16 protein-coding genes and 1 riboswitch are annotated in these 15,465 nt (G+C 69.5%); of the genes, 15 read left to right on the forward strand and 1 reads right to left on the reverse strand.

The genetic code is table 11. The features are described 5' to 3' along the window. Nucleotides 1-54: 54 nt before the first annotated feature. The 13 genes from LG388_RS14380 (at nt 55) to LG388_RS14440 (ending at nt 13,482) form a co-directional block, all read left to right on the forward strand. Complete coding sequence (locus LG388_RS14380; protein ID WP_225783400.1) at nt 55-702, forward strand: TetR/AcrR family transcriptional regulator; 648 nt, start codon at nt 55-57, stop codon at nt 700-702. 79 nt (nt 703-781) lie between these two features. After that, complete coding sequence (locus LG388_RS14385) at nt 782-1,798, forward strand: tripartite tricarboxylate transporter substrate binding protein (protein ID WP_225783401.1); 1,017 nt, start codon at nt 782-784, stop codon at nt 1,796-1,798. Nucleotides 1,799-1,826: 28 nt separating this feature from the next. Then, the gene (locus LG388_RS14390; protein WP_225783402.1) at nt 1,827-2,390 is read left to right on the forward strand and encodes a tripartite tricarboxylate transporter TctB family protein; all 564 of its coding nucleotides are present in this window, start codon (nt 1,827-1,829) and stop codon (nt 2,388-2,390) included. Between the two features lie 140 nt (nt 2,391-2,530). After that, entirely contained in the window at nt 2,531-4,072 is a 1,542-nt protein-coding gene (locus tag LG388_RS14395; RefSeq protein WP_225783403.1) for a tripartite tricarboxylate transporter permease, read from the forward strand. Then, nucleotides 4,069-4,902 carry a sugar phosphate isomerase/epimerase gene (locus LG388_RS14400; RefSeq protein WP_225783404.1) on the forward strand — a complete coding sequence of 278 codons (834 nt, stop codon included), beginning with the start codon at nt 4,069-4,071 and terminating at the stop codon, nt 4,900-4,902. The genes LG388_RS14395 and LG388_RS14400 overlap by 4 nt, the downstream gene beginning before the upstream one ends. Nucleotides 4,903-4,942: 40 nt before the next feature. Then, a complete protein-coding gene (locus tag LG388_RS14405; protein WP_225783405.1) occupies nt 4,943-6,367 on the forward strand; it encodes an enolase C-terminal domain-like protein in 1,425 nt (474 codons plus the stop codon). A gap of 236 nt (nt 6,368-6,603) precedes the next feature. Then, nucleotides 6,604-7,572 (forward strand): tripartite tricarboxylate transporter substrate binding protein, encoded by a 969-nt coding sequence (locus LG388_RS14410; RefSeq protein WP_225783406.1) that lies wholly within the window; start codon nt 6,604-6,606, stop codon nt 7,570-7,572. 42 nt (nt 7,573-7,614) lie between these two features. Continuing rightward, on the forward strand, nt 7,615-8,790 hold the full coding sequence (locus LG388_RS14415; RefSeq protein WP_225783407.1) for a Gfo/Idh/MocA family protein: 1,176 nt from the start codon (nt 7,615-7,617) through the stop codon (nt 8,788-8,790). Nucleotides 8,791-8,801: 11 nt separating this feature from the next. Continuing rightward, a complete protein-coding gene (locus LG388_RS14420) occupies nt 8,802-9,986 on the forward strand; it encodes a dihydrodipicolinate synthase family protein (protein WP_225783408.1) in 1,185 nt (394 codons plus the stop codon). A gap of 14 nt (nt 9,987-10,000) precedes the next feature. Further along, nucleotides 10,001-10,888, forward strand: coding sequence for a sugar phosphate isomerase/epimerase (locus LG388_RS14425; RefSeq protein ID WP_225783409.1), 888 nt, complete (start codon nt 10,001-10,003; stop codon nt 10,886-10,888). A gap of 76 nt (nt 10,889-10,964) precedes the next feature. Next, nucleotides 10,965-11,864 (forward strand): DMT family transporter, encoded by a 900-nt coding sequence (locus LG388_RS14430; protein ID WP_225783410.1) that lies wholly within the window; start codon nt 10,965-10,967, stop codon nt 11,862-11,864. 70 nt (nt 11,865-11,934) lie between these two features. Then, a riboswitch (FMN riboswitch) is annotated at nt 11,935-12,101 on the forward strand. 111 nt (nt 12,102-12,212) lie between these two features. Then, on the forward strand, nt 12,213-12,716 hold the full coding sequence (locus LG388_RS14435; RefSeq protein WP_225783411.1) for a 6,7-dimethyl-8-ribityllumazine synthase: 504 nt from the start codon (nt 12,213-12,215) through the stop codon (nt 12,714-12,716). A gap of 79 nt (nt 12,717-12,795) precedes the next feature. Continuing rightward, nucleotides 12,796-13,482 (forward strand): glutathione S-transferase family protein, encoded by a 687-nt coding sequence (locus tag LG388_RS14440; protein ID WP_225783412.1) that lies wholly within the window; start codon nt 12,796-12,798, stop codon nt 13,480-13,482. A gap of 29 nt (nt 13,483-13,511) precedes the next feature. On the opposite strand, the gene LG388_RS14445 is transcribed toward LG388_RS14440, so the two are convergent. Beyond that, nucleotides 13,512-14,339: a cyclopropane-fatty-acyl-phospholipid synthase family protein gene (locus LG388_RS14445; RefSeq protein WP_225783413.1), complete on the reverse strand. Its 828-nt coding sequence runs from the start codon at nt 14,337-14,339 to the stop codon at nt 13,512-13,514. Between the two features lie 47 nt (nt 14,340-14,386). Between LG388_RS14445 and arsC the strand changes: the two genes are divergently transcribed. Both arsC and LG388_RS14455 read left to right on the forward strand, forming a co-directional pair. Continuing rightward, the gene (gene arsC, locus LG388_RS14450) at nt 14,387-14,764 is read left to right on the forward strand and encodes an arsenate reductase (glutaredoxin) (protein ID WP_225783414.1); all 378 of its coding nucleotides are present in this window, start codon (nt 14,387-14,389) and stop codon (nt 14,762-14,764) included. A 44-nt stretch (nt 14,765-14,808) separates the two neighbouring features. Beyond that, nucleotides 14,809-15,465: a cold shock and DUF1294 domain-containing protein gene (locus LG388_RS14455; protein ID WP_225783415.1), complete on the forward strand. Its 657-nt coding sequence runs from the start codon at nt 14,809-14,811 to the stop codon at nt 15,463-15,465.

Raw genomic sequence — 15,465 nt, forward strand, 5'->3', positions numbered from 1 at the left:
TGCAGCCCCGGATTGCGGCGCGCCGCAATTAACCATACAGTGAATTAAAACGAAATGAGTGCCCTGCCCACCGTGACCGAAACCCGCCTGCGCGACGCCGAGCGCTCCCAGGCGGCCATCCTGCTGGCGGCGCGCGACGAGTTCGCCGGCCACGGCCTCGCGGGCGCGCGCGTGGACCGCATCGCCGAACGCGCCCAGGTCAACAAGCGGCTCATCTACTACTACTTCCACAGCAAGGACGACCTCTTCCTCGCGGTGCTCGAACAGGCCTATGCCGACATCCGCGCGGCCGAGCGCGAGTTGCACCTCACGGACATGCCCCCGGCCCAGGCCATCCGCCGCCTGACCGAGTTCACCTGGGAGTACTACCTCGCGCATCCCGAGTTCCTGACCTTGCTCAACAGCGAGAACCTGCACCAGGGCCGGCATGTCGCCAGGTCGGCGCGGGCGCGGGAAATGAACTCTCCGCTGATCGATACGCTCGCGCAGATCCTCGAGCGCGGGCGCGCCGAAGGCATCTTCCGCGGCGGCATCGATCCGGTGCAGCTCTACGTGTCCATCGCGGGCATGGCCTATTTCTACCTGTCCAACAACCACACGCTGTCGGCCATCTTCGGCCGCAGCCTCATGACGCCCAAGGCCCAACACGAGCGCATCTCCCACATGTGCGACGTGATCCTCGGGTATGTCCTGAAAGGCTGAGCGTCTCCATGCGTTGACGCCGCCGGGCGGGGGCGCCAGAATTAACTCGACAGTTAATTACAACGCACAGAGACACTGTATGAGCAAGCCCTCCTTCGCGGGCCTCGCCCGCCGCGCCGCCGTTCTGGGGGCGCTGACCCTGGCCACCACCTGCGTGTTCGCGCAATGGAAGCCCACGCGCCCCATCAACCTGATCGTGCCCTGGGCCGCCGGCGGCTCCACCGACCAGGTCACGCGCGTGGCGGCGCTGGAGATGGAAAAGGCGCTGGGCCAGACCATCGTGATCGTCAACCAGCCCGGCGCCTCGGGCGCCATCGGCACCAAGAGCGCGCTCGATGCGCCCAAGGACGGCTACACCTGGACGGCCGGTGCCGCGCAGGACCTGGGTGCCTACGAGACCCTGGGCAGCCTGAAGACCCGCATGGCGGACTGGCATCTGTTCCTGTCGGTCGCCAACATCCAGGTCATCGGCGTGAACCCCTCTTCGCCCTACAAGGACGCGAAGGAACTGATCGAGGCCATGAAGGCCAAGCCCGGCAAGATCACCGTCGCCACGGCCGGCGTCACGTCGGCGGGCCACAACGCAATGGACTTCATCTCCAAGGCCACGGGGGTGAAATACCGCGAGGTGTCCTATGACGGCGGCAACCCCGCCGTGGTGGCCACGGTGTCGGGAGAAACCGAAGTCACGACGCAACTGGCCGTGGAGCAGGCCGACATGATCCGCGGCAAGCGCCTGCGCGCATTGGCCACGGTCAGCGACAAGCCGCTGGAGCTGGAAGGCTACGGCACCATTCCTGCGCTCTCGACCCAGGTGCCGGGCTTCAGCGCACCGCCCAACTACTTCGGCATCTTCATCCCCAAGGGCGTGCCGGACGACGTGGTCAAGACCGTCACGAAGGTCTGGGACGAGCAGATCGCCAAGAGCGAGGCGCTGATGAAATACGCGCGCCAGCGCGGCGCGTTGTTCAACCCGCTGTCGGGCGAGGCCGCACAAGAGGCGGTCAAGCCCGCCGTGCAGGCCAATGCCTGGAATCTGTTCGCCGCCGGCAAGGCCAAGGTGTCGCCTGACACGGTCGGCATTCCCAAGCCCTGAGATGGATTCCCCTGCCAGGGAGGTCGACATGAGTTCGCCAGCCGGCGCGCAGGCGCAGGCCGCCGAGCCTGGTGGCACCGATGAAGCCGCGCATCCCCGCTCCGATTTCAAGGACGCCATCGGATGGGTGCTGCTGGGCGCGGTGACGCTGGCGGGCGCGCTGCGCATGGACCGGCTCGAAGACCAGGGCATCAACCCCTACACCGTGCCCGGCCTGCTGCCGGGCCTGCTGGGCATCGGGCTGATGCTGCTGGGCGCGTTGATGGCCGTTCGCAGCCTCCGCAAGGGCGCGCTGAGCGCGGCCCCGCCGGCCGCCTCGCCGCTGCGGGCACAACAGCGCCGGCGCGTGGCCGTGGCCATTGCCATGTGCGTGGGCTACTCGGTGGTCCTGGTGGGGCATGGCCTGCCCTTCTGGGTAGCCTCTGCCATCTACATCACCGCCTCCATCCTGGTCTTCCAGCGCATGAGCCAGGATCCGGCCGAGCGCCGGCTGGACCTGCGCAGCGCGGTCAAGGCGCTGGCGATCGGCGTCGGCATGTCCGTGCTCGTCTGGTTGGTCTTCGAACAGGTCTTCCTGGTCCGGCTGCCCTGACCCGCCTCCGCGCGCCGTCAGCGGCCCTCGCCAGCCATCGCATGCAGCTCCGACGGCCTCCCGCGCTGCGCATCCCGCGCGCATCCCGCCCGCCTCCGCCCTCTCGCCCCCGAGCGGGCTCTTTCTGTCCAGGTTGATCCATGTTGCAAGGACTTTCCGATCTCGGCCAGGCCTATCTGAGCTTCCTCAATCCCATGACCTTGCTGTACGGGCTCGGCGGCGCGTTCGTGGGCATCGTGATGGGCATTCTTCCAGGCCTTTCGGCCACGCTGGCCATTGCCCTGCTGACCACGCTGACCATCAAACTCAGCCCCAACGACGCCATCCTGGTGCTGATCTGCTCCTACGTGGGCGCGCTGTACGGCGGCTCGCGCACGGCCATCCTGCTGAACATCCCGGGCACCGCCGCCAACGCGGCCTCCTGCGCCGACGGCCACGCGCTGGCCCTGAAGGGCCAGGCCGGCCGCGCCATCGGCATCGCCACCAGCGGCGCCTTCGTCAGCACGCTGATCGGCGTGATCTGCCTGGCACTGTTCACGCCCCTACTGGCCGAGGTGGCGCTGAAGTTCGGCGCGTTCGAGTTCTTCTGGCTGGCCCTGTTCGGCGTGACCATGTCGGGCAGCATCGTGGGAAGCGACCCACTCAAGGGCTGGCTGATGGGGCTGCTGGGCCTGCTGCTTGCGCAGGTGGGCCAGGAGAGCCTGTACGCCTACGACCGCTTCACCTTCGGCTGGGACGAGCTCGCCGGCGGCATCGGCCTCATCCCGGCACTGGTCGGCGCCTTCGGGCTGGCGGAAGTGCTGACCACGCTGGCCGACCCCATCGAGCGCAAGATCGCCGACCTGAAGGACTCCGTGCTGCCACGCTGGCGCGAGGTGATCCAGTACCGCTGGACCGTGCTGCGCTCCGGGATCATCGGCGTCGCCACGGGTCTGCTGCCCGGCGTGGGCGAGGATGCCGGCGCCTGGATGTCCTATGCCTCGGCCAAGGCGTTGAGCAAGAACAAGGAAGAGTTCGGCAAGGGCTCCATCGACGGGCTGATGGCCGCCGAAACGGGCGACATGTCTTCCATCCCGGGCCACATCATTCCCTCGCTGGCACTGGGCATCCCGGGCTCGGCCCCCTCGGCCGTGCTGATGGCCGCCATGATCATCCACGGCGTGCAGCCGGGCCCGATGCTCATGATCGACAACCCGCACTTCATCTATCACGTGGTGGCCATGACCACGCTGGCCTCCGTCACCATCCTGCTGTTCGGCCTGTTCGGCGTGCGGCCGCTGCTGAAGGTGCTGAAGATCCGCCGCGGCATCCTGATGCCGATCGTCTTCGTGCTGTGCACGGTGGGCGCCTTCGCCACGGCTTCGCGCCTGTTCGACGTGTACGTGATGCTCGCGATCGGCATCGGCGCCTTCTTCCTGCGGCGGCGCGGCTACGAGATGGCCCCGCTGGTCCTGGGCCTGGTGCTGGGCCACCTGCTGGACAAGAGCCTGCGTCGCGGCCTGGTGCTCTCCGATGGCAGCCTGCTGCCCTTCATCACCCGGCCCATCTGCATTGTGTTCGCGCTGGTCACGGTGTTCACCATCCTGATGTACGTGCCGGCCTTCAAGGCGGCCGTGAAAGCCGCCGTCGCTGCCGTCGGCGGCCGCGTGGCGGCCCTGCTCGGGCGCGGAGCGCGCGCATGAGGATCGGCCTTTGCAACGAGGTGCTGGCCGGGCTGCCGCTGGCGCGCCAATGTGAAACCGCAGCCCAACTGGGCTATGACGGACTGGAGATCGCGCCGTTCACGCTGTCGGACACGCCCGAGCGCATCGGCAGCGCACAGGCGGCGCGCATCCGCGCCACCGTCGAATCCTTCGGCCTGGTGGTGACCGGCCTGCACTGGCTGCTGGTCAAGCCCGAGGGCCTGTCGCTCACCAGCCCCGACGCCGCCCTGCGCGAGCGCACGGCGCAGGTGATGGAACGGCTGGTGGGACTGTGCGCCGAACTGGGCGGCGCCGTGCTGGTGCACGGCTCGCCGCGCCAGCGCGCCATCGCCGAGGGTGACAGCCACGCCACCGCGCTCGCACGCCTGCACGAAGGCCTGGCGCGCGCCGCCCGCGCCGCCGCACGCCAGGGCGTCATCTACTGCATCGAGCCGCTGTCGCCACGCGAGACATCCTTGATCAACACCCTGGCCGACGGCGCCCGGGTCGTGCGGGCCGTGAACGAGCCGGCGCTCAAGACCATGCTCGACTGCAGCGCCGCCGGCCTGAGCGAAACACAGGACGTGCCCGCCCTGATCGACCAGTGGCTGCCCACCGGCCTCATCGGCCACGTGCAGCTCAACGACCCCAACCGGCGCGGCCCCGGCCAGGGCGCGATGCGCTTCGCGCCCATCCTCTCAGCGCTGCATCGGCACGGCTACGCGGGCGCCATCGGCGTCGAACCCTTCGACTACCTGCCGGACGGTCCCGGCTGCGCCGCCTTCGCGGCTGGCTATCTGCGCGGCCTGCGCGAGGCCCTCGGGTGCTGAACGCATTCACGGCCTGAACGGCAAACGGCACAAGGCGACCATGTCCATCCCCTTTCGCATCACCGACATCCAGCTCTACGAGCGCGGCGTCCACATGCGCCTGCCCTTTCGCTTCGGCGTGGTCACGCTCACCGCCTGCCCCCAGGCCTTCGTGCGCGTGCGCATCGAAACGGCCGACGGCCGCACCGCCGAAGGCGCCTCGGCCGAGCTGCTGGCGCCCAAATGGTTCGACAAGAACCTGGCGCTGAGCAACGAAGACAACTTCGAGCAGTTGCGCCAGGCGCTGCGGCTGGCCCGCCAGGCCTACCTGGGCGATGCGAGCGCGCGCGACGCTTTCGGCCACTTCAGCGCGCACTACCAGCCGCAGATCGACGCGGCCGCCCGCCAGGGGCTGAACCCGCTGATCGCGTGCTTCGGCCCGGCCCAGATCGACAAGGCCGTGCTGGATGCGCTGTGCCGGGCCGAGGGCCTGCCTTTTCACGCCGTGCTGCAGCGCAACCTGCCGGGCATCGATGCGCGCCTCACGCCCGACCTGGCCGGCTTCGACCTGGACGCTTTTCTGGCCGGCCTGGCGCCCGTTCCCGCCATCGCCGTGCGGCACACGGTGGGCATGCTGGACCCGATCACCCGCGCCGACATCGCGCAGCGGCTGGACGACGGCCTGCCCGAGAGCCTGGAAGAAGTGGTGGCCGCCACCGGCTGCCGGCACTTCAAGCTCAAGGTGGCGGGCGATGCGGGTCCGGACCTCGCGCGCCTGACGCGCATCGCACAGGTGCTGGACACGCTGCCCGACTACCGGATCACGCTCGATGGCAACGAGCAGTTCGCCGACGCCACGGCCGCCGGGGCCTTCTGGCAGCGCGTGCAGGACACGCCCGCCCTGCACCGCCTGGCGCGGGCCACGCTCTACATCGAACAGCCGCTGCCGCGTGCCCTGGCGCTGGGCAGCGATGTGCGCCCACTGGCCGCGATGCGGCCGGTGCTGATCGACGAGTCCGATGCCACGCTGGACGCCTTCCCGCGTGCGCTGGCCTGCGGCTACACGGGCGTATCGAGCAAGGCCTGCAAGGGCCTTTACCGCTCGATCCTCAACGCGGCGCGCTGCCGCCAGCGCAACGAACAGGCCCGGCGCGACGGCCGCGAAGCCGTGTACTTCATGTCGGCGGAAGACCTGACCACGCAGGCCGGGCTGGCCGTGCAGCAGGATCTGGCGCTGGTCGGCCTGATCGGGCTGGGCCATGTGGAGCGCAATGGCCATCACTACGTCGATGGCTTCGGCACCGCGCCAGCCGCCGAAGTGCAGGCCTTCGCGAGCGCCCATGCCGACCTGTACCAGCCCGCCAGCCACCCGCGTCTGCACATCCGCGCCGGCCAACTGGCGCTGGACAGCCTCAATGCGGCGGCAGGCTTCGCCACGGCTGCCCATCCGCACTGGGACACGCTGCAGCCCATGGCGTCGGCATAAATCACCATTTGGTTAATTCAGGCCGCTGCGCACGCGGCTTGTGCGGAGCCTCGGGCCCGCGCGCACAGCTTCTTGACTGCGCCACACCCCGATTACTGGGGAAAACCATCACGCGCACGCCATCGACGGCGCTTGGCGCCTGCGGACGCTCACCCTAAAATCCACCCTCAATTCACCAAACAGTGAATTAAAAGCCCTCAGGCTCCTTCAGGGCCTGGACAGACACGGAGACCCTCATGAAGTTCGCAACCCTTCTTCCCGCGTTGGCCGCACTGAGCCTGAGCACCGCCGCCTTCGCGCAGGACGGCTATCCCAACAAGCCGATCCGCGTGGTCGTGCCCTTCGCGGCCGGCAGCACCACCGACATCATTGCGCGCGCGATCGCCGACAAGATGGGCCAGAGCATGGGCCAGACGCTGGTGGTGGACAACCGCGGCGGCGCCAGCGGCACCATCGGCCAGCAGGCCGTGGCCACGGCCGCGCCGGACGGCTACACGATCATGATCCACTCGTCGTCGCACACGGTGAGTCCGTCCACCTTCGCCAAGCTGCCCTTCGACACGGTGGCCGACTTCGCCCCCATCACGCCCATCAGCACCACGCCCAACGTGCTGGTGATCTCGCCGAGCAAGAACATCAAGTCGGTGCAGGAGCTGGTGGCCAGGGCCAAGGCCGAACCGGGCAAGATGAACTTCGCCTCCGCAGGCCAGGGCAGCGCCACGCACCTGAACGCCGAGAAATTCAAGATGGCCGCCAAGATCGACGCGACCAACATTCCGTTCAAGGGCTCCGGGGAGGCCGTGAGCGAAGTGCTCTCGGGCCGCGTCGACTACTACTTCTCGCCCATCTCGCCGGTCATCGGCCAGATCAAGGAAGGCCAGTTGCTGGCCCTGGCGGTGGGCTCGCCCAAGCGCGCCACCGCCCTGCCCGACGTGCCCACCACCGCCGAAGCCGGCGTGCCGGGTTCCGAATTCAACTTCTGGATCGGCATGATGGCCCCGGCCAAGACGCCGAAGGCCATCGTCAACCGCCTGCACGACGAGGTGGTCAAGGCCTTGGCCACGCCCGAAGTCAAGGAGCGCTTCCTCAAGCTGGGCGCCGACGCCTGGACGCTCAAGCCCGAGCAGTTCGACGCCTACATCCGCGACGAGATCAAGAGCAACGCCGCACTCGTGAAGGCCGCCGGCCTGTCGCCCACGCAATAAGTTTTCCGCCCACTCTCCCTTTCCCTTCAGTCAGGCACACACATGGCAACCCAACGACTCGGCCTCATCATGCACGGCGTCACCGGCCGCATGGGCATGAACCAGCACTTGATCCGCTCCATCGTGGCGATCCGCGCGCAAGGCGGCGTCACGCTTTCCAACGGCGACAAGGTGATGCCCGACCCGATCCTGATCGGCCGCAACGCCGAGAAGATCGAAGCGCTGGCCAAGGCGCATGGCATCGCGCGCTGGGGCACCGACCTGGATGCCGCGCTGGCCAACAAGGACGACACCGTCTTCTTCGACGCCGGCACCACGCAGATGCGCCCCACCCTGCTGGCCAAGGCCATCCGCGCGGGCAAGCATGTGTATTGCGAGAAGCCCATCGCCACCAACCTCAACGAAGCGGTGGAGATCGCGCGCCTGGCCGAAGAGGCCGGCAAGGCCACGGGCCTCAAGCACGGCGCCGTGCAGGACAAGCTCTTCCTGCCCGGCCTGCGCAAGCTGGACATGCTGCGCCGCGCCGGCTTCTTCGGCCGCATGCTCAGCGTGCGCCTGGAGTTCGGCTACTGGGTCTTCGAAGGCGACCTGCAGCCCATCCAGCGCCCGAGCTGGAACTACCGCAGCGAAGACGGCGGCGGCATGATCCTGGACATGATGTGCCACTGGCGCTACGTGCTGGACAACCTGTTCGGCGAAGTGCAGTCCATCTCCTGCCTGGGCGCCACGCACATCCCCAAGCGCTGGGACGAGAACGGCAAGGAGTACGTGGCGACGGCCGACGACGCCGCCTACGCCACGGCCGAACTCAAGGGCCACAACGGCGAGCACGTGATCGCGCAGCTCAACATGAGCTGGGCCACGCGCGTGCGCCGCGACGACCTGGTCACCTTCCATGTGGACGGCACCGACGGCTCGGCCGTCGCCGGCCTGCAGAGCTGCCGCGCCCAGTCGCGCGTGGCCACGCCGCGCCCGGTGTGGAACCCGGACATCAAACAGAACATGAATTTCTTCGACCAGTGGCAGGAGATCCCGGACTCGCAGGTTTACGACAACGGCTTCAAGATCCAGTGGGAACACTTCATCCGCCACGTGGTGGAAGACGCGCCCTACAAGTGGACGCTGCCCGAAGGCGCCAAGGGCGTGCAGCTGGTCGAGGCCGCGCTCGCGTCCTGGAAGGAACGCCGCTGGATCGACGTGCCGGCACTGAAGGTCTGAGGACGCACGCCATGGCTCTCTCGATCCAGCTGCCCACGCCCACCGGCCTGGCGGACTACGCCCTGCGCGGCACGCCGCTGGCCAGGCCACCCGCCGGACTGAAGTTCAACCGCATCGCCTACTCCGCCGCGCACGTGGTGGCCGACCCGCTGGCCGCGGTCGACCCCTGGCTCACGGCCGCCGTGGACTGGGATGCCACCATCGCCTACCGCCAGCACCTGTGGTCGCTGGGCCTGGGCGTGGCCGAGGCCATGGACACGGCCCAGCGCGGCATGGGCCTGGACTGGCCCACCTCGCTGGAGCTGATCCGCCGCTCGCTGGACGCGGCCAAGGACCATCCGGGCGCCTTCGTCGCCTCGGGCTGCGGCACCGACCACCTGGACATCGACGCCGTCAAGACGGTGGACGACGTGATCCGCGGCTATGAAGAGCAGATGGCGGCCATCGAGAAGCTCGGCGGCAAGCTCATCATCATGGCCAGCCGCGCGCTGGCCCGCGTGGCGAAGAGCCCGGCCGACTACGAGCGCGTGTACGGCCGCATCCTGTCGCAGGCCAGGCAGCCCGTGGTGCTGCACTGGCTGGGCCCCATGTTCGACCCGGCGCTGGCGGGCTACTGGGGCAGCGACGCCGTCGATGCCGCCATGGACACGGCCCTGGCCGTGATCGCCGCGAACCCGTCCAAGGTGGACGGCATCAAGATCTCCCTGCTCGACAAGGACAAGGAAATCGCGATGCGCCGGCGCCTGCCTTCGGGCGTGCGCATGTACACGGGCGACGACTTCAACTACGCCGAGCTGATCGCGGGCGACGGCTTCGGCACCGAGCCCTTCCATGGCCAGAGCGACGCGCTGCTGGGCATCTTCGACGCCATCGCGCCGGCGGCCGCCGCGGCGCTGGGCGAACTCGCCCAGGGCCACACGCAGAAGTTCCACGACATCCTCGGCCCCACGGTGCCGCTGTCGCGCCACATCTTCGCGGCGCCCACGCGCTTCTACAAGACCGGCGTGGTGTTCATGGCCTGGCTCAACGGCCACCAGAAGCACTTCACGATGGTCGGCGGCCAGCAGAGCACGCGCTCGCTGCAGCACCTGGCCGAGCTCTTCCGCCTGGCCGACGTGGCGAACGTGCTGGAGAAACCCGAGCTGGCCGTGCAGCGCATGAAGTCGCTGCTGGCGGTGCACGGCATCGACGCTTGAACAGGCAGCCTGCGATGCGCGATTTCTCCGCCAACCACGACTGGCTGTCCATCAACACCGCCACGATCCGCAAGCAGCACGGCGCTGAAGTGCCGCTGGACCGCCTCATCGACCAGTGCGCCGCCGCCGGCGTGCGCGCGATCAGCCCCTGGCGCGACCAGGTCGCGGCCGTGGGCCTGGACAGGATCGCGGCGCAACTGAAGGCGCTGGACATCGGCCTGTCGGGCTACTGCCGCGGCGGCTTCTTCCCGGCGCCCGATGCGGCCGGCCTGAAGGCCGCGCTGGAGGACAACCGCCGCGCCATCGACGAGGCCAAGACCTTGAACGCGCCCTGCCTGGTGCTGGTGGTGGGCGCGCTGCCCGGCGCGCTGGACGGCAAGGCCGCCTACACCGACATGGCCCGCGCCCGCGGCGAGGTGCGCGACGGCATCGCCGCGTCGCTGGAGTACGCGCGCGACGTCGGCATGCCGCTGGCCATCGAGCCGCTGCACCCCATGCAGGCCGCCGACCGCGCCTGCATCAACACGCTGGAGCAGTCGCTGGACCTGTGCGACGAGCTGGACCCGGGCCAGACCGGCCTGCTGGGCGTGGCGCTGGACGTCTATCACACCTGGTGGGACCCGAAGCTGGCGCAGCAGATCGCCCGCGCCGGCGATGCGAGGCACACGCGCATCCTGGCCTACCACGTGTGCGACTGGCTCACGCCCACGCGCGACCTGCTCAGCGACCGCGGAATGATGGGCGATGGCGTGATCGAGCTCAGGAAGATCCGCGGCTGGGTCGAGGCCGCCGGCTTCGCGGGCTTCAGCGAGGTCGAGATCTTCTCGTCGCTGGACTGGTGGCAGCGCAGCGGCGAAGAGACCCTGGCCACCTGCATCGCACGCTACCGCAGCGTGGTCTGAGAACGCGACAGGGCGCGGTGCCGCTTTGACCCACCGCGAGCGTGGGCCAGCGTGCAGCGCCTATGCTCGCGCCCGCATGTCCGCTTCTTCCCCACCCCTGGCCGCTCCGGCATCCCCGCGCCCGCACGCCCTGCGGGCCGTGCTCATGACCATCGGCGCCTCGGGCTGCTTCGTGGCCAACGACGCACTGGCCAAGTACGTGAGCCAGACCCTTCCCGCCGGCCAGCTCATCGTGCTGCGCAGCGGCATCGTGGTGCTGCTGATGCTGCTGCTGGCCTGGCGCCAGGGCGTGCTGCGGCAGTTGCCGCAGGCCGCGCATCCGCGCGTGCTCGTGCGCAGCCTGGCCGACGCCTTCGGCACGGCGATGTACCTGCTGTCCCTGTTCCAGCTGCCCCTGGCCAATGCCACCGCCATCAACCAGGGCGCGCCGCTGTTCATGACGCTGTTCGCTGTGCTCTTCCTGCGCGAGAAGGCTTCGGCGCTGCGCTGGGCCGCCGTGGGCATCGGCTTCGTCGGCGTGCTGCTGGTGGTGCGCCCGGCCGGCGAGGGCTTCAACGCCTGGGCCCTGCTGTGCCTGGCCGGCACCTTGCTGCATGCCCTGCGCGACCTGCTCACGCGCCGGCTCGATCCGCGATTGCCCTCGCTCGTCGCCACGCTGTCCAGCGCCCTGGCGCTGGGCCTGCTGGCCGCGCTGCTGCTGCCCTTCCAGGGCTGGCGACCCGTCGGCCTGCCCACCCTGGGTCTGATCAGTCTGGGCGCCACCTTCCTGTGCAGCGCTTTCCTGCTGCTCATCGGCGGCCTGCGCCTGGGCGAGATCTCGCTCGTCGCGCCTTTTCGCTACAGCGGTTTGCTGTTCGCGGTGCTGCTGGGCTACGGGGTGTGGGGCCACCTGCCCGACGCCTGGGGCCTGTTCGGGATCGCGCTGCTTGTGATCTCGGGACTGCTCGTGATGCAGGGCGAGCGCCGCGGGCGCTGACCGCGCGCACGTGACAGCAGGGTTTGCAACCGCTGCCTAGAATGGCCGCGCCGCCGACTCCTTCGGCGGCAAGCGTTCTCAGGGCGGGGTGGAATTCCCCACCGGCGGTGATGGCCACGGGTGACCGTGGCATGAGCCCGCGAGCGGCCGCGACTCGGTTCTTCCGCAGTCGCGGTGTCAGCAGACCCGGTGTGACTCCGGGGCCGACGGTCACAGTCCGGATGAAAGAGAGCGCGATCGCCCTGGCGGCCCGCATGCCCTGCTTGGCAAAAGCGAGGCAGGGTCGCCATGCGCTCGTGCGTTCATGCGCCCTGATTCAGGCCAACCCTTTGATTCAAAAGGACCACCATGAGTCAGCTCAACGACCTTCCCCTCGCCTCCTTCATCGCTTCGGGCGACCAGCGCATCGCGCTCGTCGAGGCCCAGTGGCATTCCGACATCGTGCACCAGGCGCGCGACGCCTTCCTGGTCGAGCTCGAGCGCCAGGGCGTGCCGCGCGAGCGTGTCGACATCTTCGACGTGCCGGGCGCCTTCGAGATCCCGCTGCATGCCAAGCGCCTGGCGCGCTCGGGCCGCTACGCCGCCGTCGTGTGCTGCGCGCTGGTGGTCGACGGCGGCATCTACCGCCACGAGTTCGTGGCCAGCACGGTGGTCAATGCGCTGATGACGCTGCAGCTGGACACGGGCGTGCCCATGATCTCGGCCGTGCTAACGCCGCACCACTTCCACGAGCATGTCGAGCACCGCAAGTACTTCCACCGGCACTTCGCCGTCAAGGGCACCGAAGCGGCCGAAGCCTGCCTGAAGACCATTGCCGGCCTGCAGCAGGTGGACGCGCTGCTGGCGGCCTGAGCCTGCCGCCCGCGAGCCCGGGCCCACTGTAGGAGCCTGGCCGATTGCGCGCCGCGCCGCGCACGGCCACACTGGCTGCATGACCGATGCCGCCCCTCCTTGCTACACGCTCTACGGCGCGCCGGGCTCGGGCGCCACGCCGGTGCACGCCGCGCTCACGCTGATCGGCGCGCCGGTGCGCACGGTGGACATCGCCCCCTGGGAGGGCGAGGCCGAGCGCGAGCGCGCGGGCGAAGTGAACCCCGCGCGCCAGGTGCCCGCCCTGCGCACGCCCGAGGGTGAACTGCTCACCGAAAGCGCCGCGCTGCTGATCTGGCTGGGCGACCGCCATCCGCAGGCCGGCCTGGCCCCTGCCCTCGACCATCCGCTGCGCGGCCAGTACCTGCGCTGGATGAGCTACGTGGCCACGCAGATCTATGCGCTGTTCTGGGTGCGCGACGAGCCTTCACGGCTGGTGCCCGACGCTGCCGCGCAGCCCGCGATGCTCGAACGCAGCGCGGAACGCATCGCCCATTGCTGGCAACTGATGGACACGCAGATGCGCGCCATCACGCCCGCTGGCGCGCCTTACCTGCTGGGCGACGCGATCAGCATGCTGGACCTGTATGTGGCCGTGGCTTCCCGCTGGACGCCGCGCCGCGCGCGTTTTGCGAAGGAGGCGCCGCACCTGATGGCCGCGGTGCGGCGCGTCGATGCCGAACCGCGCCTGCAGGCCTTCTGGGCCGAGCGTTTTCCCTTCACGGCCGACGACACCGTCGAACCCTGAGACGGCAGGCGCGACCCGGTTGGCGCGACTCAGGCGCCGCACTGCGCGTCCGCGGCGCGCGTGAAGCGGGTGCCCGCCGCCAGCCCGGCGGCGGCCGTCCTCACATCCAGCCCGCCATCGCGCCAGTGGAACGCCGCACGCGCGGGCCCGCCCACGGGCGCGGGCAGGTCGGCGCCGACGATGCGTCCCTGCCAGCGCTGGGCGGGCGCGCCCGGCGCGTCCAGCCGCACGCGGTACTGCTGGAACTGCTGCTCGAAACGCAGCGCCGTGCCGCCTGCACACCACAGGCCCTCGACGGGGGCAGGCACGCGCCACAGGTGGATGCGGCTGAACTTCTCCAACCCCACCTTCTTGTCGGGCACCTCCACCTTGACGGTGCGGTCGGGCTGCCAGTCGCCCATGTCCCAGTCGTGCGAGACGATGCGCGTGCCCGGCGCCATGCGCAGCAGGCGCGGGCGCAGTTGCAGGTTCACCTCGGGCAGCAGGTACATCGTGATCACGCTGGCCGCAGACAGATCGGTGTCGAAGATGTCCTGCGCGCGGAACTCGGTCTTGTCCGCCACGCCGGCGCGGCGCGCGTTGGCGCGGCTCTTTTCGACCAGATCGGGCACGATCTCCACGCCCAGGCCCGTGGCGCCGAACTGCCGTGCCGCCGTGATGACGATGCGCCCGTCGCCCGAGCCCAGGTCGATCACATGGTCCTTCGCGCCCACGTCGGCGATGCGCAGCATCTCCAGCGTCACGTGGTCGGGGGTGGTGATGAAGGGCACTTCTTCGCCCAACTGGGCCTGGGCGCTGGCGGCTGCGGCGCAGAGGATGGCTGCGGCTGCGGTTCGGGAAACGGGGTGCAGGGTCATGCCGGGAGTATGGCGTGCGCACCGCGCGCGCTCGCCACAATCGCCCCATGAACACCCCTGCCGACTTCCCCACGACGATCTTCCACAACCCCGCCTGCGGCACCTCGCGCAAGACGCTTGCGCTGCTGCGCGAACACGGCATCGAACCCACCGTGGTCGAGTACCTGAAGACCCCGCTCGACGAGGCCAGCCTGCGCGCCGTGATCGCCGAGATGGGCACCGGCGCCCGTGCGCTGCTGCGGGAGAAAGAGACGCTGGCCGAAGAGCTGGGCCTGCGCGACGCCGCGCGCAGCGACGACGAACTGGTCGCGGCCATGGCGAAGCACCCCATCCTGATGAACCGCCCGGTGGTGCGCACACCGCGCGGCACGCGGCTGTGCCGGCCGCAGGAGCTGGTGCTGGAGCTGCTGCCGGCCACGGCCTGATCCGCACAACAAGGCGCTGCGACGCGGCGCGGACAATGCCGCGCATGCGCATCCAAGGCACCCTCACTTCCTGGCACGACGACCGCGGCTTCGGCTTCATCGAAGCGGCGCAGGGCGGACAGCCGGTCTTCGTCCACATCAAGGCCTTTCCGTCGGGCGCAGGCCGGCCGGTGGTCGGACAGGTGCTGAGCTTCGAAGTGGAGATGGCGCCCAACGGCAAGAAGCGCGCCGTGGCCGTGCAGCTGCCTTCGCGCATCCAGGCGCACGCGCCCTCGCGCAGCCCGGCCCGCGCCGCGGCGCGCCCCCGCTTCGACGCACCTGCCAAATGGTCGCCACCGCGGCTGCTGGCCCTGCCCGCCTTCGCGGCCCTGCTGGCCTACGCAGCGCTGTTCTGGCGCATGCCGCTCTGGGTGCCCGCGCTGTACGCCGCGCTCAGCCTGCTGACCTTCTTCGTTTATGCCTTCGACAAGTCGGCCGCCATGGCCCAGCGCTGGCGCACGCCGGAAAACAAGCTCCATCTGCTGGCGCTGGTGGGCGGCTGGCCCGGCGCACTGATCGCCCAGCAGTGGCTGCGCCACAAGTCGTCCAAGCCCGGCTTCGTGGCCATGTTCTGGTTCACGGTGCTGCTCAATGTGGGCGCCTTCATCGCCTGGCACACGGGCATGGTGGGCGATCTGGGCCTGCCCGCCCTGCCCCGCTGA

It is taken from the genome of Xenophilus sp. Marseille-Q4582 (assembly GCF_916700565.1).
Classification (GTDB): Bacteria; Pseudomonadota; Gammaproteobacteria; order Burkholderiales; family Burkholderiaceae_C; genus Xenophilus.

Coding starts and splice junctions, on each gene's coding strand:
- LG388_RS14380 (WP_225783400.1), top strand. CDS start 55: ATGAGTGCCCTGCCCACCGTGACCGAAACCCGCCTGCGCGACGCCGAG.
- LG388_RS14385 (WP_225783401.1), top strand. CDS start 782: ATGAGCAAGCCCTCCTTCGCGGGCCTCGCCCGCCGCGCCGCCGTTCTG.
- LG388_RS14390 (WP_225783402.1), top strand. CDS start 1,827: ATGAGTTCGCCAGCCGGCGCGCAGGCGCAGGCCGCCGAGCCTGGTGGC.
- LG388_RS14395 (WP_225783403.1), top strand. CDS start 2,531: ATGTTGCAAGGACTTTCCGATCTCGGCCAGGCCTATCTGAGCTTCCTC.
- LG388_RS14400 (WP_225783404.1), top strand. CDS start 4,069: ATGAGGATCGGCCTTTGCAACGAGGTGCTGGCCGGGCTGCCGCTGGCG.
- LG388_RS14405 (WP_225783405.1), top strand. CDS start 4,943: ATGTCCATCCCCTTTCGCATCACCGACATCCAGCTCTACGAGCGCGGC.
- LG388_RS14410 (WP_225783406.1), top strand. CDS start 6,604: ATGAAGTTCGCAACCCTTCTTCCCGCGTTGGCCGCACTGAGCCTGAGC.
- LG388_RS14415 (WP_225783407.1), top strand. CDS start 7,615: ATGGCAACCCAACGACTCGGCCTCATCATGCACGGCGTCACCGGCCGC.
- LG388_RS14420 (WP_225783408.1), top strand. CDS start 8,802: ATGGCTCTCTCGATCCAGCTGCCCACGCCCACCGGCCTGGCGGACTAC.
- LG388_RS14425 (WP_225783409.1), top strand. CDS start 10,001: ATGCGCGATTTCTCCGCCAACCACGACTGGCTGTCCATCAACACCGCC.
- LG388_RS14430 (WP_225783410.1), top strand. CDS start 10,965: ATGTCCGCTTCTTCCCCACCCCTGGCCGCTCCGGCATCCCCGCGCCCG.
- LG388_RS14435 (WP_225783411.1), top strand. CDS start 12,213: ATGAGTCAGCTCAACGACCTTCCCCTCGCCTCCTTCATCGCTTCGGGC.
- LG388_RS14440 (WP_225783412.1), top strand. CDS start 12,796: ATGACCGATGCCGCCCCTCCTTGCTACACGCTCTACGGCGCGCCGGGC.
- LG388_RS14445 (WP_225783413.1), bottom strand. CDS start 14,339: ATGACCCTGCACCCCGTTTCCCGAACCGCAGCCGCAGCCATCCTCTGC.
- arsC (WP_225783414.1), top strand. CDS start 14,387: ATGAACACCCCTGCCGACTTCCCCACGACGATCTTCCACAACCCCGCC.
- LG388_RS14455 (WP_225783415.1), top strand. CDS start 14,809: ATGCGCATCCAAGGCACCCTCACTTCCTGGCACGACGACCGCGGCTTC.